The sequence below is a fragment of the Martelella mediterranea genome (assembly GCF_004342225.1).
GTDB classification, from domain to species: Bacteria; Pseudomonadota; Alphaproteobacteria; order Rhizobiales; family Rhizobiaceae; genus Martelella; species Martelella mediterranea_B.
On sequence record NZ_SMAR01000012.1, the window covers coordinates 56,091 to 77,837 of the forward strand.

At 58.2% G+C, this 21,747-nt stretch carries 25 protein-coding genes, 1 tRNA gene and 1 pseudogene; 12 read left to right on the plus strand and 15 right to left on the minus strand.

Annotation, left to right across the window (positions count from 1 at the left end):
- Positions 1–19: 19 nt before the first annotated feature.
- Both EDC90_RS09790 and EDC90_RS09795 read right to left on the minus strand, forming a co-directional pair.
- Positions 20–880, minus strand: a complete 861-nt coding sequence (locus tag EDC90_RS09790; protein ID WP_132311009.1) for a C40 family peptidase — start codon at positions 878–880, stop codon at positions 20–22.
- A gap of 3 nt (positions 881–883) precedes the next feature.
- Positions 884–2,272: a leucyl aminopeptidase family protein gene (locus EDC90_RS09795; RefSeq protein WP_132311011.1), complete on the minus strand. Its 1,389-nt coding sequence runs from the start codon at positions 2,270–2,272 to the stop codon at positions 884–886.
- Positions 2,273–2,407: 135 nt separating this feature from the next.
- Between EDC90_RS09795 and EDC90_RS09800 the strand changes: the two genes are divergently transcribed.
- On the plus strand, positions 2,408–3,196 hold the full coding sequence (locus tag EDC90_RS09800) for a tetratricopeptide repeat protein (RefSeq protein WP_132311013.1): 789 nt from the start codon (positions 2,408–2,410) through the stop codon (positions 3,194–3,196).
- Between the two features lie 70 nt (positions 3,197–3,266).
- Here EDC90_RS09800 and yacG read toward each other — a convergent pair whose 3' ends face one another.
- The 8 genes from yacG to EDC90_RS09840 all read right to left on the minus strand — a co-directional run bounded on the left by yacG (position 3,267) and on the right by EDC90_RS09840 (position 8,941).
- Positions 3,267–3,476: a DNA gyrase inhibitor YacG gene (gene yacG, locus EDC90_RS09805; protein ID WP_132311015.1), complete on the minus strand. Its 210-nt coding sequence runs from the start codon at positions 3,474–3,476 to the stop codon at positions 3,267–3,269.
- Complete coding sequence (locus tag EDC90_RS09810) at positions 3,473–4,105, minus strand: Maf family nucleotide pyrophosphatase (RefSeq protein WP_132311017.1); 633 nt, start codon at positions 4,103–4,105, stop codon at positions 3,473–3,475. Before EDC90_RS09810 ends, yacG begins: the two co-directional genes overlap by 4 nt.
- 195 nt (positions 4,106–4,300) lie before the next feature.
- On the minus strand, positions 4,301–4,519 hold the full coding sequence (infA, locus tag EDC90_RS09815; protein ID WP_024708546.1) for a translation initiation factor IF-1: 219 nt from the start codon (positions 4,517–4,519) through the stop codon (positions 4,301–4,303).
- Positions 4,520–4,801: 282 nt separating this feature from the next.
- Complete coding sequence (locus EDC90_RS09820; protein ID WP_132311019.1) at positions 4,802–5,275, minus strand: UPF0262 family protein; 474 nt, start codon at positions 5,273–5,275, stop codon at positions 4,802–4,804.
- Positions 5,276–5,277: 2 nt separating this feature from the next.
- Complete coding sequence (gene hisD / locus EDC90_RS09825) at positions 5,278–6,582, minus strand: histidinol dehydrogenase (RefSeq protein WP_132311021.1); 1,305 nt, start codon at positions 6,580–6,582, stop codon at positions 5,278–5,280.
- Between the two features lie 47 nt (positions 6,583–6,629).
- On the minus strand, positions 6,630–7,091 hold the full coding sequence (locus EDC90_RS09830) for a DUF2948 family protein (RefSeq protein ID WP_132311023.1): 462 nt from the start codon (positions 7,089–7,091) through the stop codon (positions 6,630–6,632).
- Between the two features lie 163 nt (positions 7,092–7,254).
- A complete protein-coding gene (gene murA, locus EDC90_RS09835; RefSeq protein ID WP_132311025.1) occupies positions 7,255–8,550 on the minus strand; it encodes a UDP-N-acetylglucosamine 1-carboxyvinyltransferase in 1,296 nt (431 codons plus the stop codon).
- A 211-nt stretch (positions 8,551–8,761) separates the two neighbouring features.
- Positions 8,762–8,941: a hypothetical protein gene (locus EDC90_RS09840; RefSeq protein ID WP_132311027.1), complete on the minus strand. Its 180-nt coding sequence runs from the start codon at positions 8,939–8,941 to the stop codon at positions 8,762–8,764.
- A gap of 161 nt (positions 8,942–9,102) precedes the next feature.
- Here EDC90_RS09840 and EDC90_RS09845 point away from each other — a divergent pair.
- Positions 9,103–9,177 (plus strand) — tRNA-Thr (locus tag EDC90_RS09845).
- 335 nt (positions 9,178–9,512) lie between these two features.
- On the opposite strand, the gene EDC90_RS09850 is transcribed toward EDC90_RS09845, so the two are convergent.
- The gene (locus tag EDC90_RS09850; protein ID WP_132311029.1) at positions 9,513–10,469 is read right to left on the minus strand and encodes a LysR family transcriptional regulator; all 957 of its coding nucleotides are present in this window, start codon (positions 10,467–10,469) and stop codon (positions 9,513–9,515) included.
- Positions 10,470–10,574: 105 nt separating this feature from the next.
- Here EDC90_RS09850 and EDC90_RS09855 point away from each other — a divergent pair, with 105 nt between their 5' ends.
- The 6 genes from EDC90_RS09855 (at position 10,575) to EDC90_RS09880 (ending at position 15,858) form a co-directional block, all read left to right on the plus strand.
- The gene (locus EDC90_RS09855) at positions 10,575–12,230 is read left to right on the plus strand and encodes a glutaredoxin domain-containing protein (protein WP_132311031.1); all 1,656 of its coding nucleotides are present in this window, start codon (positions 10,575–10,577) and stop codon (positions 12,228–12,230) included.
- Between the two features lie 173 nt (positions 12,231–12,403).
- The gene (locus tag EDC90_RS09860; RefSeq protein WP_132311033.1) at positions 12,404–12,877 is read left to right on the plus strand and encodes a hypothetical protein; all 474 of its coding nucleotides are present in this window, start codon (positions 12,404–12,406) and stop codon (positions 12,875–12,877) included.
- A 396-nt stretch (positions 12,878–13,273) separates the two neighbouring features.
- Positions 13,274–13,942 carry a MarR family winged helix-turn-helix transcriptional regulator gene (locus EDC90_RS09865; RefSeq protein ID WP_132311035.1) on the plus strand — a complete coding sequence of 223 codons (669 nt, stop codon included), beginning with the start codon at positions 13,274–13,276 and terminating at the stop codon, positions 13,940–13,942.
- 41 nt (positions 13,943–13,983) lie between these two features.
- Positions 13,984–14,220 carry a thioredoxin family protein gene (locus EDC90_RS09870; RefSeq protein ID WP_132311037.1) on the plus strand — a complete coding sequence of 79 codons (237 nt, stop codon included), beginning with the start codon at positions 13,984–13,986 and terminating at the stop codon, positions 14,218–14,220.
- Between the two features lie 5 nt (positions 14,221–14,225).
- Complete coding sequence (locus tag EDC90_RS09875) at positions 14,226–14,969, plus strand: hypothetical protein (RefSeq protein WP_132311039.1); 744 nt, start codon at positions 14,226–14,228, stop codon at positions 14,967–14,969.
- Between the two features lie 187 nt (positions 14,970–15,156).
- Positions 15,157–15,858, plus strand: coding sequence for a glutamine amidotransferase (locus EDC90_RS09880; protein ID WP_132311041.1), 702 nt, complete (start codon positions 15,157–15,159; stop codon positions 15,856–15,858).
- 97 nt (positions 15,859–15,955) lie between these two features.
- Here EDC90_RS09880 and EDC90_RS09885 read toward each other — a convergent pair.
- A pseudogene (locus EDC90_RS09885) lies at positions 15,956–16,480 on the minus strand (IS256 family transposase); the annotation flags it as partial.
- Positions 16,481–16,716: 236 nt separating this feature from the next.
- On the opposite strand from EDC90_RS09885, the gene EDC90_RS09895 reads away from it, so the two are divergent.
- From EDC90_RS09895 to EDC90_RS09910, 4 genes are all read left to right on the plus strand, one after another.
- Positions 16,717–18,096 (plus strand): phospholipase D-like domain-containing protein, encoded by a 1,380-nt coding sequence (locus EDC90_RS09895; protein WP_245511014.1) that lies wholly within the window; start codon positions 16,717–16,719, stop codon positions 18,094–18,096.
- 37 nt (positions 18,097–18,133) lie between these two features.
- The gene (locus EDC90_RS21205) at positions 18,134–18,433 is read left to right on the plus strand and encodes a hypothetical protein (RefSeq protein ID WP_245511015.1); all 300 of its coding nucleotides are present in this window, start codon (positions 18,134–18,136) and stop codon (positions 18,431–18,433) included.
- A 168-nt stretch (positions 18,434–18,601) separates the two neighbouring features.
- The gene (locus EDC90_RS09905) at positions 18,602–18,835 is read left to right on the plus strand and encodes a hypothetical protein (protein WP_132311045.1); all 234 of its coding nucleotides are present in this window, start codon (positions 18,602–18,604) and stop codon (positions 18,833–18,835) included.
- An 18-nt stretch (positions 18,836–18,853) separates the two neighbouring features.
- A complete protein-coding gene (locus EDC90_RS09910) occupies positions 18,854–19,135 on the plus strand; it encodes a hypothetical protein (protein WP_132311047.1) in 282 nt (93 codons plus the stop codon).
- Between the two features lie 128 nt (positions 19,136–19,263).
- Here the strand turns inward: EDC90_RS09910 and EDC90_RS09915 are convergent, their stop codons facing one another.
- From EDC90_RS09915 to EDC90_RS09925, 3 genes are all read right to left on the minus strand, one after another.
- Positions 19,264–19,989 carry a hypothetical protein gene (locus tag EDC90_RS09915; RefSeq protein ID WP_132311049.1) on the minus strand — a complete coding sequence of 242 codons (726 nt, stop codon included), beginning with the start codon at positions 19,987–19,989 and terminating at the stop codon, positions 19,264–19,266.
- 147 nt (positions 19,990–20,136) lie between these two features.
- The gene (locus tag EDC90_RS09920) at positions 20,137–20,931 is read right to left on the minus strand and encodes a metallophosphoesterase (protein WP_132311051.1); all 795 of its coding nucleotides are present in this window, start codon (positions 20,929–20,931) and stop codon (positions 20,137–20,139) included.
- A gap of 238 nt (positions 20,932–21,169) precedes the next feature.
- The gene (locus tag EDC90_RS09925) at positions 21,170–21,700 is read right to left on the minus strand and encodes an RNA 2'-phosphotransferase (protein ID WP_132311053.1); all 531 of its coding nucleotides are present in this window, start codon (positions 21,698–21,700) and stop codon (positions 21,170–21,172) included.
- Positions 21,701–21,747: the final 47 nt, after the last annotated feature.

Consider the following 21,747-nt stretch of genomic DNA (forward strand, 5'->3'; position numbering starts at 1 on the left):
CTCTCCGTTCGACCCGTGTTCAGGCTCGGGCCTGCGGACGAAGGCAGACGGTGGGGTTGCCGTATTGAAGTGCGATACGGGCGGCAGCCTGATCAATGTCTTCACGCGTCACCCGCATGACAGCGCCGCTGGCATGCACGAGCGTTCGTTCGTTTTCCATGATCCCGACATGGCCGGTCCAGAAGACCAGATCGCCGCGCTTCAGGCTGGTGCGTGGCACGGTCTCAGCTTCCATCAGCTCCTGCATGTCCGAATCGCGTGGCACGTTGATGCCTGCCATCATCATCGCCATCTGAACCAGACCTGAGCAGTCAATGCCAAAGCCTGAACGTCCGCCCCACAGATAGGGGGTCTCCAGAAAGCGCAATGCGGTTTTGACGGGGTCTGGTTCAAAGACCCGGCCAAGCTTATGGCAATGACCGGCAAAGACGGCACTACCATCCTCACAAGTCAGATAACGTGTGCCGCGGGTTTCCGTTTCGCCGGTAAACGTCAGCCGACATCCCATTGAAAGTGCGCAGACCGGGCTCATTCTCAGCTCGGCGTCAGGATAAAGGAAGGTCCGTGTTGCCGAGATCATGTGTGTGGCTGTGCGCTCACCGTCTGCCAGCATCGCATCCGGCAGATAACCGACGTAAGAATCATAACGAGACTGAACCCATGCCCAGCCGTTATGACGTTCGAAGACATCGACGGTTTCACCAAAAAGAAGCTGGGTATCAATGCCTGCTTCTTCAGATGGTTTCGGTCTGAGCGGTGCGACAGGAGCGATGACCTGAGCTGCGACCGGATCTGAAAACCGTTCAGCCTGAACCATACCGGACAGTCGCTGATCGGCGAGATCAGGGCGAAATGCGTGAAGCCTGCGATCAAGTTTCATCTCTCAGCCCTTGCTGATGGTTTCAAAAAGAGCACGGATGGCTTGCGCCTCGCCGCCAGCCGGGCCGATATCACGGTCAGCGGGGGCGTGGCCATAAATATCGAAATGCGCCCAACTGCTTTCACCGGAAACAAACTGCTTGAGAAACAGAGCGGCAGTGATCGCGCCTGCCATGCCGCCCGACGGGGCATTGGTGAGGTCTGCAATGCGGGTTTTCAGCTTGCTCTCATAGCCCGCAATAAGCGGCATGCGCCACAGCGGATCGTCAACGGCGTCAGACGCCTGGCTCAGTTTTTCGGCAAAGGCGTCATCATTGGTGAAAAATGGCGGAACATCCGGACCAAGTGCTACGCGTGCAGCGCCTGTCAGCGTCGCCATATCGATAAGAAGCTCCGGCTGGTATTCATCGGCATAGGTCAGCGCGTCAGCCAGTATCAGGCGGCCCTCGGCATCTGTATTGTCGATCTGGACTGTCAGTCCTTTTCTGCTGCGATAGATGTCGCCGGGGCGGAAGGCATTGCCCGCGACCGCGTTTTCAACGCTCGGCACGATAACGCGCAGATCGATATCAAGCCCGGCATCCATGATCATCAAGGCAAGCGCCATCACATTGGCTGCGCCGCCCATGTCCTTTTTCATCAGCCCCATGCCCGCCGCTGATTTCAGGTCCAGACCTCCAGTGTCAAAACAGACACCCTTTCCCACGAGGCTAACCTTGCGCGCGCCTTTGCGGCCCCAGCGCAATTCCATCACGCGCGGCGCCTTTTCACCGGCGCGGCCCACTGCATGAACCAAAGGAAAGCCTTCGGTCAGGAGGTCATCACCACGTACGGCCGAAAAGCTTGCGCCGTAATGGTTTGCAAGCGCCGCAAAGGCTGCTTCGAGGTGGTCGGGTTGCATATCATTGGCGGGGGTGTTGATCAGGTCTCGCGCCAGAAAGACAGCGGCTTCGGTGCGCATCAGTGCTTCACAATCCTGCCCCTCAGGCACCACCAGCCTTGCCTTCGGTTTCGCCGGCTTCTGATATCGGTCAAAACTGTAGCAAGCCATGGCAAAACTGATCAGTGCCTTGGCGATATCTCCGGCGTGATATGCAAAGCGCCAGTCACCTTCCGGCAAAAGACGAGCCAGTCTGCCAGACACAAAGGGCGTTTCTGCAGGATTGGTGCCGAGACCGAAAATAGCAGCTTCAAGCTGTCCGCCTTCACTCGGGCAAAGAAGAAAGGCTCCGGCATCTGCCCTGAAGCCCGCTGATGCGGCAAAGGCCGCGATGTGCGGGGGAAGATGCGTCTGGTTCTCCAGGTCATCTGGTGTAATTGCATAAATCGGTTTTGCGGTTTTGGGGGCAATAGAGAACGCGCTCTTGCGTTCAGTGATTGAGAAAGCTGTCATGAAACCTGTCTCATCTTTTTTAAGGCTGGCTGGCGCAGGCTTTTTGCTGCCAGAACTTTTATGTAAATTCTGTTTAAAGATCGGTTTTGATTCGTTGCGCCGGTCATAATACGGCAAACCAGCGGAGTGTGGGAAATGGCGTATCGAATCGCTTTTCAGAAAACAACAGCAGCGGCTCTGACCGTTTCTCTGATTGTGCTTGCGGGCTGCGCCAGCACGCGCGGCAGCAATATGGAAAATATTGCTGGCCTGACGGTAGAACAGGTTGCGGCGATGCCGGCAGCGCAGCGGGCTGTTTTAAGCCAGCGGTTGGAAATGGATTTTCAGCGTTACCCCGGCAATGCCGAAAATGCCATCGCATATGCGGAATTTCTGAAAGCTGAAGGCCAGTTCGACAAGGCCAATGATGTGATGAAAACCGCAGCCGGGCGCAATCCGGGCTCGGCCAGCGTTCAGTTGTATTTTGCGAGATCACAGGCTGCGATCGGCAATTATCCCGATGCCCTTCGCACCAGCCGCCGCGCTGCACAGCTCGCCCCGAATGATTGGCGCACCTATTCGCAGGAGGGCCTGATCCTCGATCAGATGGGCAAGCCGATGGACGCGCGTATGGCCTATCGCAAGGCCCTTTCGCTTTCCCGCAACAACCCGGAAGTGCTCTCCAATATGGCAACGTCCTATGTTCTGACGCATGACCTTGTCTCTGCGGAAGGCTTTTTGCGAGACGCCGTGAAGCAGCGCGATGCTGATCCGGATGTGCGGGTTAATCTGGCACTCGTTTTGGCACTTCAGGGGAAACGTGATGAAGCGCAGCGCGTGGCAACCGCGGCGGTATCATCTGAGCAGGCGGCCCGTAATCTGGCTGCACTGAATGCTGCGACGGCGCCGGGCGGCGCCTGGGAGCAGTATTCGGCTGGTATGTGAAAGAACATGGACCGGTCAGCTCCGCGCTGGCCGGTCCTTTAAGATTGCATATCTAAACGGCAGAAATCGTTCAGTCTTCGTACCAGCCTTCGTCGTCAGCCTTCGACTCATCTTCTGCGACAGGAATGCTGTAGGAGCCGGTCAGCCAGCGCGAGAGGTCCAGCTGGCGGCATCGCTCACTGCAAAAGGGATAGTTTTCCCGTGTCGATGTTTTTCCGCACTCGGGACATTTATGAGGTTTGCGCAAAGGCTCTACGCTTGCTTTCGGTTTGGCATTCATTCGCTGTGTTTCTCCCATTCGGCGAAAACAGGAAAATCACGTCCGGCAAGCAGAGCTGCCGTTTCATGCAGGGGCAGACCAACAACGGCAGAATAAGAGCCTAAAACACGTGATACAAAGGCGGCTGCCAGCCCCTGAACGGCGTAGGCACCCGCTTTTCCGTGCCATTCGCCAGAGGCGAGATAGGCCTGCTTTTCCGTTTTCGACAGGTGCTTGAAAGTGACGCGGGTTTCAATGACCCTCAGGCTTAAGGAACCATCTGCAACCGAGCCAACGCAAAGGCCGGTAAAGACGCGGTGGTTGCGTCCGGAAAGCAGATCGAGACAGGTTGTCGCTTCTGCTTCTGTCTCCGCTTTTGGTAAAATGCGTCGCCCGGCTGCCACAACAGTATCGGCTGCAAGCACCAGCGCGTCCTGCCAGTCCGTCTTGATGTGCGGTTGTGTCAGCACAGCCTCAGCCTTTTGCCGGGCCAGTCGTCCGGCCAGAAGGCGTGGTGTTTCTCTGACCGCCGGTGTCTCATCGATATCGGCAGGTTCAATCAGATCGGGTGTGATGGCGATCTGTTTTAAAAGATCGACCCGGCGCGGCGATGCAGATGCCAGAATCAGTTTCGTCTTCGCCACGTCAATGCCCTGCCTGCTCTAACCTATTGAATCTACGCATCGTGCTTTCCGAAAATCGGAAGCGATTTTCGGAAAGCACGATGCTGTAAAGCGCAACTCGACCTGAGTGGATCAAGATTGGCACCCTGATCTTTCGTTCCAGCCTCATGATCTTGTCCGTCATCGCTAAGGACAGATCATCTTCTAAAGTCAGCGGGTCGCTCACTTGAAGCGATAGGTGATACGGCCCTTGGTCAGATCGTATGGAGTCATCTCGACGAGCACCTTATCGCCTGCCAGGACACGGATGCGGTTTTTGCGCATGCGGCCTGCAGTGTGAGCGATAATCTCGTGATCGTTTTCCAGTTTAACCCGGAAGGTCGCATTCGGCAGAAGTTCAACGACAACGCCGGGAAATTCCAGTACTTCTTCTTTTGCCATTTATGTCTTTTCTTTCATACATCGGAAAACGATTTCATTTCGTTTTCCGGCACATAACCATCTCGCCAGCTCCGGCTGACGGACTGGGTCAGGCGCGTTTTGTTTTCATTCTTCGGGTCACCGCGTAAATTTGTTTCACGCTGGCAGGACCTTGAATTTGCCGCGGAACCTACACAATCCTTTAACGTTTGTGAACCTTGTTTGCTCCGGCGTCGATTGTTTTGTTCACTCTTTGATTTCGAATGCGCCTCTGTTGCGGGTGAAACGTGCGTAAAACCTGTCTCACCCACGCCAGTAAAGCACACAAACGAGTGTGAAAAGCCGCCGTGCGGTATCGAAATCCAGCGTTATTTTACCGCTAAGACGATCCATCAGCGTCTGTGAACCTTCATTGTGAACACCGCGCCGTCCCATATCGATGGCTTCGATCTTGGTCGGGGAGGCGGTCTTGATCGCTTCATAATAGCTCTCGCAGATCATGAAATAGTCTTTCACGATCCGTCTGAAGGGGGTCAGCGACAGAATATGCGTTGCGACCTGATCTCCGTTTTCCAGCGTAATGTCGAAGACAAGCCGCTTGTCGGCAATGGAAAGGGTCAGCTTATACGGGCCGCCGTAATGACCTTTTGGTTCGAAATGATTTTCTTCCAGAAGGTCAAAAATGGCGACCGCGCGTTCATGCTCGACATCGGGCGAGGCGCGGCCGATGCTCTCGTCAAGAACAACATCGCTCAGCCTGTAATCGCCCTTAGCCATGACTATTCCTTGCGGTTGAGCCGGATGGATACAGATCGGGCATGTGCGCCCAGCCCTTCACATTCTGCAAGCTCGATAGCCGGTGGCGCAAGTCTGTTCAACTGTTCTGGTCCCAGACGAAGGATGGATGTGCGCTTCATAAAGTCCAGAACGGTCAGCCCGGAGGAAAAACGAGCCGAACGGGCCGTCGGCAAAACATGGTTGGAACCGCCGACATAGTCGCCAATCGCTTCAGGTGTGTAGTGACCTGCAAAAATCGCTCCGGCATTCCGCACCTTCGGGATCAGAGCATCTGGATCATCGACGGCCAGCTCCAGGTGTTCGGGCGCGATACGGTTGGCAAGCGGCATGGCGGTCTCAATATCGGGCACGGTGATGATCGCGCCATAGTCACGCCAGCTTGCACCGGCAATCTCGCCGCGTGGCAATGTCTTCAGCTGCCGCTCGACGGCTTCCTCTACGGCTTTGCCCAGCGATTTGTCTGTTGTGATCAGGATGGATTGCGCCGCCGTATCATGCTCTGCCTGTGCCAGAAGGTCGGCTGCAATCCAGTCTGGGTTGTTTTCACCATCGGCGATGATGAGCACTTCAGACGGGCCTGCGATCATATCGATCCCGACAGTGCCAAAAACAGCGCGCTTGGCCGCCGCGACATAAGCGTTACCAGGGCCAACGATCTTGGAAACAGGCTTGATCGATTCCGTGCCATGGGCAAGGGCGGCAACGGCCTGGGCCCCGCCAATGCGATAGATCTCCGAAACACCGGCAATCTGTGCCGCTGCAAGCACAGCCGGGTTCACTTTTCCCTTCATCGCCGGAACGACCATGACAATGCGTTCCACACCGGCGACGCTGGCAGGCACGGCATTCATCAGAACCGAGCTTGGATAGCTCGCGGTTCCACCGGGCACATAAAGCCCAACGGCTTCAACCGCAGTCCAGCGATGACCGAGGCCGACACCGATTTCGTCTTTATAAAAGTCGTTTTCCGGAAGCTGTCTTGCGTGGTGGCTGCGAATACGGGCCTCAGCGACCTTGAGCGCTTCAACCACTTTCGGATCGACCTCTGAAAAGGCCTGAGCAACTTCGCCTTCACTGACTTTCATTGGTGTTGCCGGCTCGTCGAAATCAACTTCATCGAAGCGCTTGGAATAGGCGGCAAGTGCTGTATCGCCGCGTTCGCGAACATCATCAATGATGGCATCAACCACAGTGCCTACATCGGCCGAAACTTCACGCTTGGTCGAAAGTAGAGCCTTGAAGCGCTCTTCGAAATCGGGAGCTGCCGCATCGAGCCAGATAGCCATATCTAAAGCCTCATGTGAGTTATCGAGAAGAGTTGAATACCTTTTGCTCAGCCCGGATGATGCGGTGTGCGTCCGCCTTGCCAGCTTTCACTGACATCAGCCAGAGACAGCTCGATCGTCTCAACATCCAGAATGATTTCGGCACCACCGGACAACACGAAAATCAGGCTGCCATCCGGCCCTTCGCCGTTTCTTTCAAACTGGATTGCCAGCAGATTGTGCACTTCCTGATCGTTCTCCCGGTCAACACCAACGCTTCTGATTGTGGTGACCCGCTTGACGATCAATGTCGCCCGGCGACGTGCTGATTTCTTGAAGAACCAGCCTTTGCTACCGGAAACCAGCCTGTTGGCAGAAATCTCGAACTGACCGAGACGGTTGTCCCCGTCGCCTTTCGGGGCACGATATGTCAGATCGCGCGACAGAAAAACAGCGTCCTGAAGATTTGCTGAGATGACGACGAGGTCTTCTTCATCCAGTGCAATCAGGCGAAGTGGCGCAGAGGTCATGGCTGGTCTTCCCGGCGGGTGTTGAAATTCAATCTCCGAGATAAGCCGACAAACACACAAAGGCAACCGGCGGCAGAGCGCGGCACACCGTTGATTTGCCTTAAATTGTGCAGGAGCGGACAGATTTGACGAAGCTCAGCCTGAGGCGCATACCGGTTCTCGGTCAGCCGTCGCTGATGCGTTCGATTTCGGCGCCGCAGCGCGTGAGCTTTTCTTCAAGCCGCTCAAATCCGCGATCCAGATGGTAAACCCGTCCAACTGTGGTTTCGCCCTTGGCGGCAAGACCGGCAATAACCAGAGAAACCGAGGCTCTGAGATCGGTTGCCATCACCGGTGCGCCGTGCAGCTCATTGACGCCGGTTACAGTTGCTGTCTGGCCGGAAAGCGAGATATCGGCGCCAAAGCGCGCCAGCTCCTGCACATGCATGAAACGATTTTCAAAGATCGTTTCGACGATGTGGGACGTGCCCCTTGCGCGTGTCATCAGGCCCATAAACTGCGCTTGCAGATCGGTCGGAAAGCCCGGATAAGGCTCTGTGCGGATATCCACCGGACGGATATCGTCGCCATGACCGACAATATGAATTCCCGATGCAGTCGAGGTGATTTCTGTGCCTGCGGCCCGGAGCGCTTCCAGCGCTGAGCTGAGCAAAGCGGTATCTGTGTTTTCAAGTGTCACATCGCCACCGGCCATGGCAACGGCCATGGCATAAGTCCCGGTCTCAATACGGTCCGGCAGAACGGTATGGCGTGCACCTGACAGAGAAGTGACGCCCTCAATCGTGATGGTGCCGGTGCCAGCGCCTTCGATCTTTGCGCCCATGGCTTTCAGGCAGTTGGCCAGATCAACGACTTCGGGTTCGCGCGCTGCATTTTCCATGACCGTCGTGCCATTGGCCAGGGAAGCCGCCATCATCAGCGTGTGGGTTGCGCCGACAGAAACCTTCGGGAATGTGTAATGCGCACCGATCAGCCCGCCGGACGGGGCTTTGGCCTCGACATAGCCCTGTTCGATCTCAATCTGAGCACCGAGTGCTTTCAGGCCATCAATGAAGAGATCAACCGGGCGTGTTCCAATCGCGCAGCCGCCTGGAAGCGAAACGCGGGCAACACCTTCGCGCGCCAGAACCGGGCCGATGACCCAGAAAGAGGCGCGCATTTTGCGCACGAGCTCATAAGATGCTGTCGTATCGGTGATGGTTGGGCAGTTGAAGTGAATCGTCCGGGCATAGCCATCTGTCTGGCGTTCACGGCGGCCATTGACCGAGATGTCGACGCCGTGGTTTCCGAGAATGCGCATCAGCAATTCAACGTCTGCCAGATGCGGCACATTTTCCAGCGTCAGCGTTTCGCTCGTCAGAAGAGAGGCGATCATGAGGGGCAGGGCGGCGTTCTTGGCGCCGGAAATCGGGATGCTGCCCTTGAGCGTGTTTCCGCCGACGATTCTGATTTTATCCATCCAATATTCCGGGCGTTTTGTCCCGGCCTCTCCATGCGTTGTGGCGTGTCGCTTTAGACGAAGCACCGGCGATGATCAATCGCAATGGTTGACAAGTGGTTTCCAGACGGCGGTAAGAACAGGGAAAAGTGGCGGCGAAGTGACCTTGTTTCAGCGCATTTGCATTTTTGAAATGGCTGGAAGCGGTGACGTTGTAAGTCCGCAACAGGTTTCATTTATCGGACTTTGCGGCGGGCAGGCCATCGCTCTTGTCGGCTTCACCATGCCGCCGGGCGCGCGTCTGCTGTTTGCGTCGCATCAGATTCTCCCGCAGTGTCTTCGCTGCGCGGGCTCTGCGTTCTTCTGCTGCCTTATCTGCTTTGCTGCCGCGTGAATTCGGTGTGTCAGCCATCAAACCCTCCTTTGCGTGATCGTCATTTGCCTGTCAAAAAGTGGCATGCAATATAAAAGAAATCGAAATAGCGTCTTGCACTCAAGGCTGAGCTATGGCAATAGCCCGCTTGCCCGCACCGGCAAGGTGGGGTCATAAGTTTTCCGGTCACCCGGAAACGGGCTGCTATAGCTCAGGGGTAGAGCACTCCCTTGGTAAGGGAGAGGCCGAGAGTTCAAATCTCTCTAGCAGCACCATTCTTTATGTTTGATTTTCAAATACTTGGCTGTTATCAGGGACTTACAAGCACCTCGGTGGTACACATGGTCCTGCAAATGCCCCGCCCAACGAAGTCTCACAAGACCGGCATCTACTATTTCCGTGCCAGATATCCCGCCGATCTCTTTTGGGCTATGCTTGGGGCGTTGAACGCAAGCGCCAACTGATCGAAGGTGAAAAGGTGGCATGAAACAGGGCCCATCGCCTCAACCACGCCTGCCGCGCTCACCGCCTGGGCATTGCCTTCATTGTGGGTGCAGCCTCACCAAACCTCCGCCCGCACTTCTGCCAAAGTAGTACCAGTTCAACACATTCATGTGCTGCGTGAAACCATCGAGATTCGCTCTGTCATGAAGTCGTAGGCACTGGCCGCCTCCTCAATCTCCATCACATGAGTAACCAACAGGTCCAGGAAGGCCCGGACCGCAGGTACGTTCGACCTTTTTGGCGGCAGCGCTGCAAAGAGTTCCATTTGCGGTCCGGTGAAATCCGGCAGGGCGCGGACTAGGGCGCCGGCGCGGGCCAATGGCTCAGCGTACAACATCGGAAGAAGCGCGACCCCGGATCCGGCGCTCAGGATACCGAGCGCGACGGTCGGTTCGCTCACAGTCATCAACGGCTCGTTCGCAAGGTACACAGTCTCGCCCTTCGAACTGGTCAACCGCCATTCATGAGGAAACTCATCAATGGCGATGTCGATCCGGCCAAGGCCCTCTACCGCACTCGGATCGGAAAGGTCGACCTCAGCGCCGCGCGTGCGGAAGGTGTAGAGCGCGAGCGGCGAGGCGACGATCTTCCTGGCGACGAGATAAGGTTCGCTCGGTCGCCCGACGCGGATCACGACATCAAGCTCCTCGGCGACAGGATCCGGTCCGCCGCTCGTGACACGCAGGCTGGCCTTTACCGACGGGTACCGTTCGGTCAGCCTCGCGAGCACCGGCGCCAGCAGTTTCTGGCCCGAAAGGGCGCTGCCTGCGATGCGCAAGCGTCCACTCGGCTCCCCCTGACCGAGGCGCACGGCTTCCTCCGCCGTCGAAAGGAGCGAGAGTGCATCCTCGGCGGCTGGAAGGAGGCTCTCACCGAGCGGGGTCATGCGCAAACCCCGGCCGACGCGATCGAAGAGAGGAGCGCCCGCGGCATTCTCCAGCCGGTGCAGTGCGCGCGACAGGGTCGCCTTGGGCACCCCGAACCGCCGCGAGGCGGGGCTTAATCCGCCAGCGCTCGCGATCAGGCCAAATCCATGAAGATCGTTCAGGTCAAAATTGTTCATACTACCGTTCCGATTTCCGAACGTTTTGTTCAAGAATGATCGGTTTTCGTGCTGAATGTCCAGTGACAATATGCGTCCAACGTGTACAAACGAACGGAGCTCAAGATGGCCGACAAGCTGCAACTCTTCACCAAACCCGATTGCCGGTACTGCGTCGCAGCCAAGGAGACGCTGTCACGCGTCGGCCTCGGGTTTGGCGAGCATGACGTGAGCGCCTCGCTGCGGACCGCCAATCTCAGCGTCTACCTGTCCGGTGTGTCGACAGTGCCGCAGGCCTTCGCCGGCGAAATGCATATCAACGGTTCGAAGGATCTCGTCGCGCTTGACGCTGCCGGACGGCTTGTGCCGCTGGTTGCCGCGGCGACCGCCCTGATCGACACGGATCATCTCTCTGACGATGCCATCGCGTATGGCGCGGAAGACATTGTCCTCAAAGACTATATTCCCGAAAGCGACGGAACGCGTTCGGATGATCCCGAACAGTGGGCCATTCTGCGATTCTACAAGGATTTCTTCGGTTTCTGGCCAAACTGTTTTTACTTTCAGCATCATTGGCCGGAGAGCTATAAGCTCTTCGTCTATGCCCACAATGTCGGCGCCATCGGGATGGGGCAGAAGATTCTGGGCGAACCGGTGATGATGGCAACCGGCTTTTCCACGTCCGAGGCGTCGGGATGCAACTATTGCCAGGTCCACATGACGTCGGCGGCGGGCGAGAAATCGCTCGGCATCCCGAAACTGATCGAAGCCGCCCGGCAGGGACAGGCGCCGGAAGGTTCTCCGATCGGCCCCTTCGAAGCGGCGCTCGCCGATCTCGCCGCCGCTGCAACGACCAACATGGTTAGCGACGAACTGCTGGCGCGGGTGCGGGCAAACGCCTCACGGAAGCGCATTTCTCAGGAAGACGTCGAGGCCAATATCACCGGAACGGCGATGATCGCCTCGGCATTCGGTTTCCTCAACACCTTTAACGATCTTACCGGCGTCGACATCGAAGCCCACTGGGCACGACAGTCCGAGCAGAGCGCGGGCATTGAGGCCGGCCGTCACGGTGTGAGCGAGGATCGCACAGCGACCAATCTCGACCACGACCTGCCTGAGGGCGGTCCCTCTGTGGAGGCGATGGTCGCGAATTACGAGGCGATTGTCGAGGAGGCGGGCGGTGCGGACGCATATGCCAGACAGGAACTGGGGCTTCTGCCGGACTGGATGCGCCTCTGGCCGGAGCACCTGCGCGCCCGCCACGCGGTCTTTTATGCCGAGATGATGCAGGACCGGCCCCATTCGCCGGTGCCATCCGAACTCAAGCATCTGATGGTGCGTGTCGCCGCCATTGCCAGGGGCCATGACTATCTCGCCGCGGTGGAGGGACTGCTTGCCCACAGGGCGGCCGGGGGCGATCAACGCGCGGTCGAGCGTGTCCGTCATTGTTTCGATGCGGCGAAGTCGCGCCACGAGGGGCAGGCGCTCTTCACCGAAAAAGAGCGTGCCGCATTGACCGTGGCCTGGCTTTCAGGCCAGGCGCCGATCACCACACCCAGGCGTTTCATTCAGCCCGCGATCGATCAGTGGACGCCGGTCGAACTCATTCATCTTTTCACCGTCTGCGGCGTTGCGGGCCTCGTTCAGCGGTTCTCGGCTATTGCCAGGCCGAAGATCGAATCCCAGACCAGAGACTTTCTGGAGCAGAACGAACTGACCGCGGACACGCTCGCCCTACGCTATCCGCTGCCCGAAGAGCGCCACAGGACCGCGACCTGACAGAAAACGTATGCCGGTTGGCCCGGGCGTTTCCGGCATTCGCCTGCAGCGGCGTTGAGAACGAACGCCGGAATCGGACCACCACAGCTCTTACGCAGCTCCGGATGTTGATCCGCCATGAAATGCGTCCGGAATCGCTCCGGACACAGCATTAATTCGAAAAAGGACCTTCCATGATCCCTTTAATCTCATCGCTTGTCACAGTCTGCTTCGCCTTCGCATGCGGAATATTCCTGACGCTGTCCTATATCGAGAAGCCGGTCTGGGCGGTCATGCGCAATCCGATGACGCCGAACGTGTCGGACGAGACGGCGCGGACGGTCCATGCGGCACTCAACCGCCTGATCCGGCTCTTGCCCCCGACCATGATGGCCACGATGGGGACGGGAACGGTATTGCTCGCAGTGCAGGCGTGGCAGCGCGATTTCGCCTGGGCACCACTCACGGTGCTGATCGTGCTGGTGCTGTGCCTGGGCTACATGCTGAGCCAATTGTTCGGCCGCATCGAGGCGGTCAAGGACTACCCGTCAGACGGCAAGATCGAGATCGTACGCGAGGGCCTGGGCAAGCTGGCCGCACTCCATCATATCGGGTTGTTCTCGGCGGCGCTGACTGTCTTGCTGCAGGTCGCGCTCGTTCAGGCGTAGTCAAGTCCAGCGCCTGCGGTGCCAATCCCGCCCGTAACGCCGTTCTCGCCGGAAAACGACCGACCTTGCGCACCACCAGGCGCTGAACGCCGCCGATTCTCCTCAATTTGCCTATCCTTGCGCTCCGCCCGCGGTGTGACATGCCAGCTGAAGGATGATGGTATCGTCCGTCTTAGCGGCAAAATCGCCGCTGTTGTCGACAATGCAAGACGGACACGGGTTGCAGCAGATCGATGTCACCGGCAGACGCATGTGCACAACCCGGCTGGTCTTGTTCAAAGCAAGGTTTTCGCCCAATCCTTCCGCCCCCGGACCGAAGAGGAAATCCACACCCATCCATCGGCCTCGTTGATATACATAGGAGTCCTATGTAAAAAGACTGACATGGAAAGCGCGATGACAGAGAAATTTCATATTGCCACAGGTCTTGCCAAGATCGGCCTGTATCTAAGGGCTGAAGGGTGGCAGCAGGCCGAGAGTGAATCTCTCACGCCGACGCAGGGGCAGATTCTCGTTCATCTCGTTCGGCGCGGGCCCGCACGCATTACCGCGCTCGCGGAGGAACTTGCGGTAACGCAACCGACCGCAAGCGACGCATTATCGGCGCTGATCCGCAAGGGTCACGTCGAAAAACGGTCCGACCCGGCAGACGGGCGGGCCTCGCTGCTGCATGTGACGACGCAAGGGCGCCGTGTCGCCGAGGTGATGGCCGAATGGCCGGATGCGCTTCTCTCCGCGATCGATACGCTGGAGACCGGCGAACAAGCGGTTTTTCTGAGGGGCCTGACCCGGATGATCCGCGAGTTGCAGGTCCGCGGCGCGATCCCCGTCCAGCGCATGTGCGCGACCTGCAGCTTTTTCCGGCCGAACGTCCATAACGATCCGGCCGCTCCACATCACTGCGCCTTCGTGGACGCCGCCTTCGGGGACGCGCAACTGCGCCTCGACTGCGGCGAGCATGAACCGGCAGGCGAATCCGAGACCTCTACCCTGTGGCAGAAGTTTCTCGGGACGTCATCCGGAGAAGTGGACGCCCCGCCCGCGGCAACGGGCGAGACGTCCTGATGTCTGAACCCGACTCTTAAAAGACAGGAGACACCAACATTATGACACAGAAAGCCATTTTCTACCATGCCGGCTGCCCGGTCTGCGTTGCCGCCGAAAACAACATCATCGAGATCATTGATCGCTCCCGCGTCGATCTGGAGATCGTCCATCTCGGCGATGCGCCTCAGCGAATCGACGAGGCCGCTGCCGCAGGGGTGACATCCGTGCCTGCACTCGTCGTTGATGGTTCTGCGCTGCACATCAATCATGGCGCCGCTCTCTCGGATTTGCGGTGACCGCCATGAAAAACGCTATAGCAGCAACGGCGATTGCCGCCGCCCTGGCCGCACCGGCTATGGCGCATGACATGGATCATGCGGGAGGCATCCACGCCGAAACTTCGGACGCGGTCCCGGCACAGTTCGACATCGTTAATGCCCGGGTCACGACGGAGAAGAATACCGCCGTTTTCCATATCGGCGTCTCCGGACGCGCGGGCGAAAGCAAGCCGGCACCATCAGGCCAGCTCGCAGGAAGCGAGGTGTTCGCCTATGTCTGGCCGACGAACATCGACCCATATGAAGTCGGGTTCGAGCGCGGGACGGGCATCCTCGCCCTTGCGGTCACGGCCCATCCGGATTTCGACGATACACCGCTGTTCGATGAGAATGGCGATGGCAACCCAGGCAATGACGGCGATCTCTGGCACAGCCACTGGGTCGTCCTCGGTCCCGACGATGCCTGCGGACCCGGCGCGCTGAAGGTTATCGATATCCCCGAGGGCGCCAGCCCGAGACTGCCGAAGACCTGGCCGGGCCTGCCGATCCTGATCGACAGTCCGGGTTGGGACCCGCTGATCCACGAAGGGATCGTCGCGGTGCGCGTACCGTTCGACGATATCGGCGTTGTTGAAGCAGCGTCCTATGACGGCGTGACCGTCGGGCTTCGGGTCAATGAGAGTATTCACGCACCGCTTCTGTGCGTCGCCGATGTCTTCGACGTCGCTTCGGGCGATCTGAGCCTGCCCGGAAAAGTGAACGAGTGAGTCCGTGATCACGCGCCCCGAGCCTACTCCGGCGCTCCAGGCGGTTCGGCGGCTGAACGCCCCGGGCCGCCGCCCGGACTCGCCCACTTCTGCGAAGGCGCGTGTCCACCAAAGCCTTCCGGATGTTATGCCCGGCCTGCGATGAGGTCGAACATCCCCCCAAAGAAATGCAGGGAGATCGCCCAGTATGAAGTCAGCCATTGCCATCCGCCATGTCGGTTTCGAGGATCTCGGCGCCTTCGCGCCGGCGCTCCGCGCAGCCGGCTATCAAATCCACTACCGGGATGTCGGCGAGCAGGAGTTCCGGATGCCGGATCCGCTCAAGACCGACCTTCTGATCGTGCTGGGCGGCCCGATCGGCGCCTACGAGAACGATACCTACCCTTTTCTTGCCGAAGAAATCGAAATCCTGGAGCAACGCCTCGCCGCAAATCGCCCGACCCTGGGTATCTGTCTCGGCGCGCAGCTTATCGCTCTCGCCGCAGGGGCCAGGGTGTTTCCCGACAGAACGAAGGAAATCGGCTTCGCGCCCATCAGACTGACGGAGGCGGGCCGATCATCCTGCCTCGCGCCGTTTTCGGAAGAGCCGATGACGTTGCACTGGCATGGAGATACGTTCGATCTGCCGTCAGGCGCCGAACGGCTCGCCTCGACCGATTTATGCGAGAACCAGGCCTTCACGATGGGGCCCAATATTATCGGTTTTCAGTTTCACCCGGAAGTGTCGGCCAAAGGCTTCGAGAAATGGCTGATCGGCCATGCTGCCGAACTCGCCGCCGCAAAGGTAGACGTGCCGCAGTTGCGCTTGGCAGCCGCTCGTTATGGCCCCGAACTTCAGCGCAAGGGACAGGCGACAGCCTCAGCGTGGCTTGCCGGCTTGGACGGCTGAGCCGGTGAGCAGAGCGGCAGCTATGCCCTGCAATTTCCCTATAGCGCGCAGCTTCCCTGTAGCGTGCAGCACGGATGACATCCTGCGCAATCTCTCCGATGTTCGGACGCGGATTGTCCATGAGCGTCGCGAGCTTGGGCACCTTCGGCCTGATCTGGTCGGCGACATTGCGCCATTGCTGGCTGGTGGCTTCAGGTGTGTCCTGGGCGAAGGCGATTGTGATAAAGGCTGATACGACGCGTCGTTCGCTCTTTCCAGCATGAGCGAGCGCATTCCTCATGAAGTGGACGCGGCACCTTTGTCATGTTGCGGGCAGAATTTTGGAAACAACCGCCTTGATGCCCTCATGGGCACCGGAGACGACAAGCTTGACGCCGCGCAGACCGCGCCTTGTCAGCTTGCGCAGGAGTTCCGTCCAGATCGGCTCGGCCTCTGATGTTGCGATCTCTATTCCAAGAACCTCACGACGTCCATCCGTGTTGACGCCGACGGCGATGATGACAGCAACAGAAATAATGCGACCGCCGCGACGAACTTTGAGATAGGTGGCAGCGATCCATAGATATGACCATTCACCTTCGATGGGTCTGTCGAGAAAGGCCTTTACCTTCTCGTCGATCTCGTGCTCAAGATCGGGCTGGGTGGTTGGCTTTTCAGGGCAGGGGTGCGCCGATCTTGCTGGATCCAACGGCTTAGCGTCGAGAGGCCGACGCCAAAACCTGCCGTTACCTGCCTACGCGGCAAGCCGCTGGTCAAAGCGACCCGCACTGCCTCAGCGCGGAATTCCCGGGTCGGTTGTTGTGCCATGATGTTTCTCCTTTGTGGCAAAATACCAAGTCAAAGGAGCGGAACAATTCTGTGACAGGTCCAATCCCTGTCACCAAACTTCCCGCGCAGGGCTCGATCATCAGGTTTCCGGAAGGAGAACCGCCAGAGACGCACTATTCGATGATGCAGCGCGTCAACGAGTTCATGGTCGGCATGTTGAGGCCCGGCGAATGGCTGCGCGGGGTACAGGAAAGCAGCTCATTCCTCGAGCGGAAATTCCTCGTCCTCGATCTCGAAGAGGTCGGGGCAGGCGTGTTTCCGCAGGGCGCGAGCGACCAACTCGTCGACGCTCTCAAGGCGACAATCAAGACTGGGGTTCTACCGAAAACCACGGCACCCACGCCGGAGCGTCCCCTGACCATCGAAACGCGCTTTGATGCTGCTCACCTCGTCGTCGGGGCCGAGCAGCATCTGGAGCGTTTCGAGCAGATTGTCGGCGCCGCCAAGTCCAACATATTCGTCCTGTCTACATTCGTTGCGTCGCAATCCGACGAAAAGGGCAGGGAACGCCGCGAACGCATCGTGCGAGCACTTGAGGATGCGTGCAAGCGCGGCGTGAGATGCCACCTCTTCTTCGGAACCTCGCTTGATCGCGCCAAGCACGCCGCGGCCATGCAGGAACTGTATCTGCGGCTCTCCGCTGCCCGACAGACCAGAGGATATCTCCTGGTCCAGAGGGATCCAGTCGAGAGCCACGCGAAGTTCCTAGTTGCCGACAATGGCCACGACGGCGCGGTGGTTCTCATGGGCTCCTGCAATTGGCTCCACTCTCCATTCTCGGCCGTTGAAGTCTCGGCCGAGCTCAGTGACCCCAAAGCCGTCGCAGAAGGGCTCGATCGACTCCGCCAGATTGTCTCCAAGCTATCGAGCGCTAGTCGGTCGGTCGAAGCACTGCAATTCATGGCGTCCGAGCTGCGGCGACAACGAAACATGCTCTCGCCCCCCGAGGAGGCACAAGCGCCGACCGCCACGCTGACAATCCTCCATGCCGCTGACCACGAGCGGCTGCTGCGCGCCGCCGCCCACGAAGCGCGGCAGCGCTTCATCTGCTGTACCAACAAGGTCGGTGCGAACATGGTGCCGGCCCTGTTCGATCCCGCCGAGGTCGCGGGCCGGCGCCTGGGTGACGTGCGCATCTACTATTCGCGCCGCACGGGACCGGTGAAGCGCGGCCATGTGACGAAGCATCGCGAGCGTCTCCACGGCATAGTGGACCTCACGGGGGTGCCTGAGCCGCAACTGCACGCGAAGTTCCTGGCCTGGGACGCGGACCATGTCGTTGTCAGCAGTCTGAATTGGGGATCACAGTCCGGGCTCGAGGACAATCCGTTGGACGAGATTGGCCTTTATCTTGAGGGACCCAACTTGGCGACGGCGTTGCTTGAGATGTTCGACGCCGAGCTCGTCTGACAGTGTGGCAACCTGTCGCTCATTTAAGTGGTGGCGCGTGATCGCAGTTCTGGAACTGGCTGCAACCGAGAAAGCGGCGATTGGCCGGCCCGGTCCGCTCCACCAGATGACCCGCGCGACAGGTGGGATATTGCTGCTTGGGGTCGCCGTCTGCGCTCTCGAAGCGGAGGTTGTCGCCAGCGATCTCGGAAAGTTCTCGGATGTATCGAGATGGTTCACGACTTTTGCTCAGCAGAAACACGCTGCAGCTTGCGCGCGTCAGGGGGACGTAAAACAGGCGTCGTTCTTCCGCATGCCCGAAGGTTTCGGGTCGAGGTTCGGAGAATGCGGTATGTAGCCTGCGCCCGGTCCGCGTGCCGCCAGACGGCAGCAATCTACCTTTCATTGCCACACGCAGCCGGTCGGCTTCCGGCCCCATTTTAGTCACCCACTGTGCTGTTACTTATCGCCACCCTCAATGCGCTACTTTCTTCGAGACCATTGATGCAGTATGCGTCAAAATCTGATGACCGGCAAAAATATCGAAACACTCATGGCCCTGGATTTCGAAGCCTCGTCTCTTTCGGTAGAGAGCTGGCCAATCGAAGTCGGCATATCATGGATTGAAGGCAACCAGGTTCAGACATGGTCGTCGCTGATACGGCCAGCATCGGTTTGGGAGCGCGCGGATTGGTCGAAGCAAAGCGAAGCTGTGCATGGGATTTCGATGTCGGATCTGGAGTCCGCCCCGACCGTTTAAAACGTCGCCCAACAGTTGATGCCCAAGATCGAGGGTTTTATCCTTGTTTCAGATGCTCCAAGGCTTGAACATCACTGGCTGCGCCGTCTCCTTGTCGCCGCTGGCTGGGCATTTCCGGCGGTCACTGTCGAAGACTACGATGCTGTGAGCTTCGCTCATTTCGATGGCCTTGCCCTGGATTTTCTCTACGAAAAGCTCGAGCGCATGGGTGTGCCTCATCGGGCCGGCCCCGACAGTGCTCGTCTGGCTTCGGGTTGGCTCAAGGCCTTGCAGGTATGCGAGCAACAGAAATCTGGATAATCCCTCGAATCGCGGCGGTTGCCGATTTACAGGGTGAAATCGCAAGGTCTGCCGAAGGCAGCCATTCTGAACAACAGTATGCAGAAATCGACCGGTTTTTCGTGCGGGAGGATGCACCTCAATCGTTCTCAGTGCCGTGTCATGGGTTGAACGAGGTCGTCCGTCTCGAGTTTCAGGCCTGAGCGCCACAGGGCTGTTTTCGCTACGATGTATTCCAGCTTATTATCCTGGTCGCGAAGCTCTTGCACGGTGATCAAGCCGCTCCATTCCAGAGGCTTGAGGACGCAAGCACTGAATGCATGAACTTCACGCCAGTGCCGGTCACTACCGTCTCCTGCCGCGCCATAAAAGCAGCTGAACAGGTTGTCTTCGCTCGCCCCGACTTCGATCTCGACATTCATGACATTGAGCCAGACATCCCACTTGCCGAACACGCCTTCGCCGAGGCGGGAATAGGCCGCGTGGTCGATATTGAGCACGAAAAAGGATATGAGCCGTTTGAATAGCAGCCCGGGATGTGCCGCGAGATTTTTGCCTTCGGATGTGACGCGGAACATGCCCTTGTAATGACGGCCCAGACGGAGCCGGATCAGCAGGAAGTGCAACATATCGACCGGTGGAAAGTCAGCTTCATTGATGACTGACTGGTAGCGGAACACCTCTTCGGCCGATTTGCCTGGCCATTCAAAATTCTCCACCGCCCACCTTACGAAATCGCGCTTGAACGCCTTGGTCGCCGTCAAGCCGATCCCGCCGTGTTCCCCGGCATGGTTGAGTATCAGGCAAGCACCGCGTAACAGGGGCGACAAGGCAAGATCAGGATGGTCGTCTGGTAGGGATTGAAACTCGATCATGGGGTTTGCTCTGTGTCGGAGGTCGGTGCCAAACTAAACGTTCTGATCGCTGCGGCAAGACCGGCGAACAATCACCAATCCTCTGATGAGATGACTGAATGATCAGTCGTTTGCTCCGCACTGTCGCTCTCCGCCGTGCCGGCGAGATCAGACATCGATCATGCCCCGCATCAAGAATTCAGCTTCCTGCCCGGTCTCCACCTCCGATGGATAACCAAGCGAAACATTGCGGACAATCGTGTCGCCTTTTAAAGCTTCACGCTGCCGGTGCGTATGCCCGAATAACCATGCGTGTGGACTATGCTTGGCAATCAGCGCCCGAAGGTCCGAGCCATAGATCGGATCGAACTCACTTGGCGTATCTGACAGCAGCTCCGGATGCGGACAGTGATGCGTGACCACCACCGTCTTGCCAGCAAACGGCGTCGCCAACTGGTCCTCCAGCCAGCGCCGATGATCACCGTGAACGAGCACCGTGTCTGATGGCTGGATCTTGCCGTACCGGGGTGATTTACGGATATAGCGGTAATCATTCATCCGTGTTCTGGCGAACGTCATGGCCGCAGCAGGCGATCCATGAAGCGCGAAGTCGGTCCAGAGCGTGCAACACAGAAACCTTGTATTGCCGACCGTGATTGCTGCTTTCTGAACAAAGTTGGCGCCAGCCTGAGCTGTCAATTCGGCAAGGCGGTCATCGCCATCAATGACGTGGTGGTAATAGTCGTGGTTTCCTGGGAACACGTAAATGCGTGCCGGGTCGACATAGCGTCCAAGATGCCGGAGCAATCGCGACCATCTCACCTTCGGTTTGTCCGCCAGATCTCCTGCGATGATCAGTGCATCCAATGTACCGAAGATCTCAGCAGGCAGCGCGGCGAAGGGATCACGTCCTTCTTCAAGCCATTGGTCGAGATGCAGGTCGGCGGTGATCAGAACGGGCATGAGAGGTGTTATCCGAAGGAAGCAACAAGGGGTCTGGATGCGTTCTTGCACGACGGCGCCACACTTACAATGCTTTGTATTGAAACGATAAAATGCGAAAAACAGAGTGGCGATCTATTATTCGCAGTAGCCGTCTCCGAACGCTTTCCGGCACTGAACGTGGGACCAGAAACATCTGAAAGGTACAGTCAGGCCACCCGAGCGTAGGGGTAGCGAAAAGACCACCGTTTGCTCGGCTCTATTGAAACCCCAGATATTCCGGAGCTACCCATTCCGTCAGCCAGACACCATTGTCGGCGACCCAAAAGGGACACTGATCTTCGTGCATGCGCTGCGCATCGATACTCAACACCACAGGCTTGCCATGGCGCTGGCCAACCCTCTCGGCAGTGGTGGCGTCCCGAGACAGGTGGACGTATTGGCGGCGGCCCGGCTTGATGCCATCTGCAAAGATGGCGTCCAGGTTGGCGCGGGCGGTTCCATGAAAAAGCACCGGCGGCGGCACTGACAATGAAAGTCCAAGGTCCACCGCGATACTGTGCCCCTGCGCCGCCCTGATCATCTGACCGTTCTCCGAAAGAGTGAAACGCTGTTTGTCATTGTCTGCGACCAGCTGTTTCAGCTCTTTCACATTCAACGGACGGCCAGCCTTCTTCAATCCGCGCAACAGGTCAGAAACAAGCACCCATCCGCCCGCGCGTAGCTTAAGCCCCAGAAGCTCTGGCTCGTGTCGGAGCACGCGGGAGATGAATTTGCTGTCGTTGCTCATTGCGTGACCTTTAGCGACTTTCCGGCCAGCTGTGCTCTTGTGGCAGG

Excerpts from the sequence above, each read along its gene's own strand:
- EDC90_RS09790 (WP_132311009.1), bottom strand. The coding sequence starts at position 880 with ATGAAACTTGATCGCAGGCTTCACGCATTTCGCCCTGATCTCGCCGAT.
- EDC90_RS09850 (WP_132311029.1), bottom strand. The coding sequence starts at position 10,469 with ATGAACAATTTTGACCTGAACGATCTTCATGGATTTGGCCTGATCGCG.
- murA (WP_132311025.1), bottom strand. The coding sequence starts at position 8,550 with ATGGATAAAATCAGAATCGTCGGCGGAAACACGCTCAAGGGCAGCATC.
- EDC90_RS09910 (WP_132311047.1), top strand. The coding sequence starts at position 18,854 with ATGCCCAAGATCGAGGGTTTTATCCTTGTTTCAGATGCTCCAAGGCTT.
- EDC90_RS09840 (WP_132311027.1), bottom strand. The coding sequence starts at position 8,941 with ATGGCTGACACACCGAATTCACGCGGCAGCAAAGCAGATAAGGCAGCA.
- EDC90_RS09795 (WP_132311011.1), bottom strand. The coding sequence starts at position 2,272 with ATGACAGCTTTCTCAATCACTGAACGCAAGAGCGCGTTCTCTATTGCC.
- EDC90_RS09865 (WP_132311035.1), top strand. The coding sequence starts at position 13,274 with ATGACAGAGAAATTTCATATTGCCACAGGTCTTGCCAAGATCGGCCTG.
- EDC90_RS09905 (WP_132311045.1), top strand. The coding sequence starts at position 18,602 with ATGACCGGCAAAAATATCGAAACACTCATGGCCCTGGATTTCGAAGCC.
- EDC90_RS09915 (WP_132311049.1), bottom strand. The coding sequence starts at position 19,989 with ATGATCGAGTTTCAATCCCTACCAGACGACCATCCTGATCTTGCCTTG.
- EDC90_RS09855 (WP_132311031.1), top strand. The coding sequence starts at position 10,575 with ATGGCCGACAAGCTGCAACTCTTCACCAAACCCGATTGCCGGTACTGC.
- EDC90_RS09800 (WP_132311013.1), top strand. The coding sequence starts at position 2,408 with ATGGCGTATCGAATCGCTTTTCAGAAAACAACAGCAGCGGCTCTGACC.
- EDC90_RS09880 (WP_132311041.1), top strand. The coding sequence starts at position 15,157 with ATGAAGTCAGCCATTGCCATCCGCCATGTCGGTTTCGAGGATCTCGGC.
- yacG (WP_132311015.1), bottom strand. The coding sequence starts at position 3,476 with ATGAATGCCAAACCGAAAGCAAGCGTAGAGCCTTTGCGCAAACCTCAT.
- hisD (WP_132311021.1), bottom strand. The coding sequence starts at position 6,582 with ATGGCTATCTGGCTCGATGCGGCAGCTCCCGATTTCGAAGAGCGCTTC.
- EDC90_RS09875 (WP_132311039.1), top strand. The coding sequence starts at position 14,226 with ATGAAAAACGCTATAGCAGCAACGGCGATTGCCGCCGCCCTGGCCGCA.
- EDC90_RS09860 (WP_132311033.1), top strand. The coding sequence starts at position 12,404 with ATGATCCCTTTAATCTCATCGCTTGTCACAGTCTGCTTCGCCTTCGCA.
- EDC90_RS09920 (WP_132311051.1), bottom strand. The coding sequence starts at position 20,931 with ATGCCCGTTCTGATCACCGCCGACCTGCATCTCGACCAATGGCTTGAA.
- EDC90_RS09870 (WP_132311037.1), top strand. The coding sequence starts at position 13,984 with ATGACACAGAAAGCCATTTTCTACCATGCCGGCTGCCCGGTCTGCGTT.
- EDC90_RS09830 (WP_132311023.1), bottom strand. The coding sequence starts at position 7,091 with ATGACCTCTGCGCCACTTCGCCTGATTGCACTGGATGAAGAAGACCTC.
- EDC90_RS09820 (WP_132311019.1), bottom strand. The coding sequence starts at position 5,275 with ATGGCTAAGGGCGATTACAGGCTGAGCGATGTTGTTCTTGACGAGAGC.
- EDC90_RS09925 (WP_132311053.1), bottom strand. The coding sequence starts at position 21,700 with ATGAGCAACGACAGCAAATTCATCTCCCGCGTGCTCCGACACGAGCCA.
- infA (WP_024708546.1), bottom strand. The coding sequence starts at position 4,519 with ATGGCAAAAGAAGAAGTACTGGAATTTCCCGGCGTTGTCGTTGAACTT.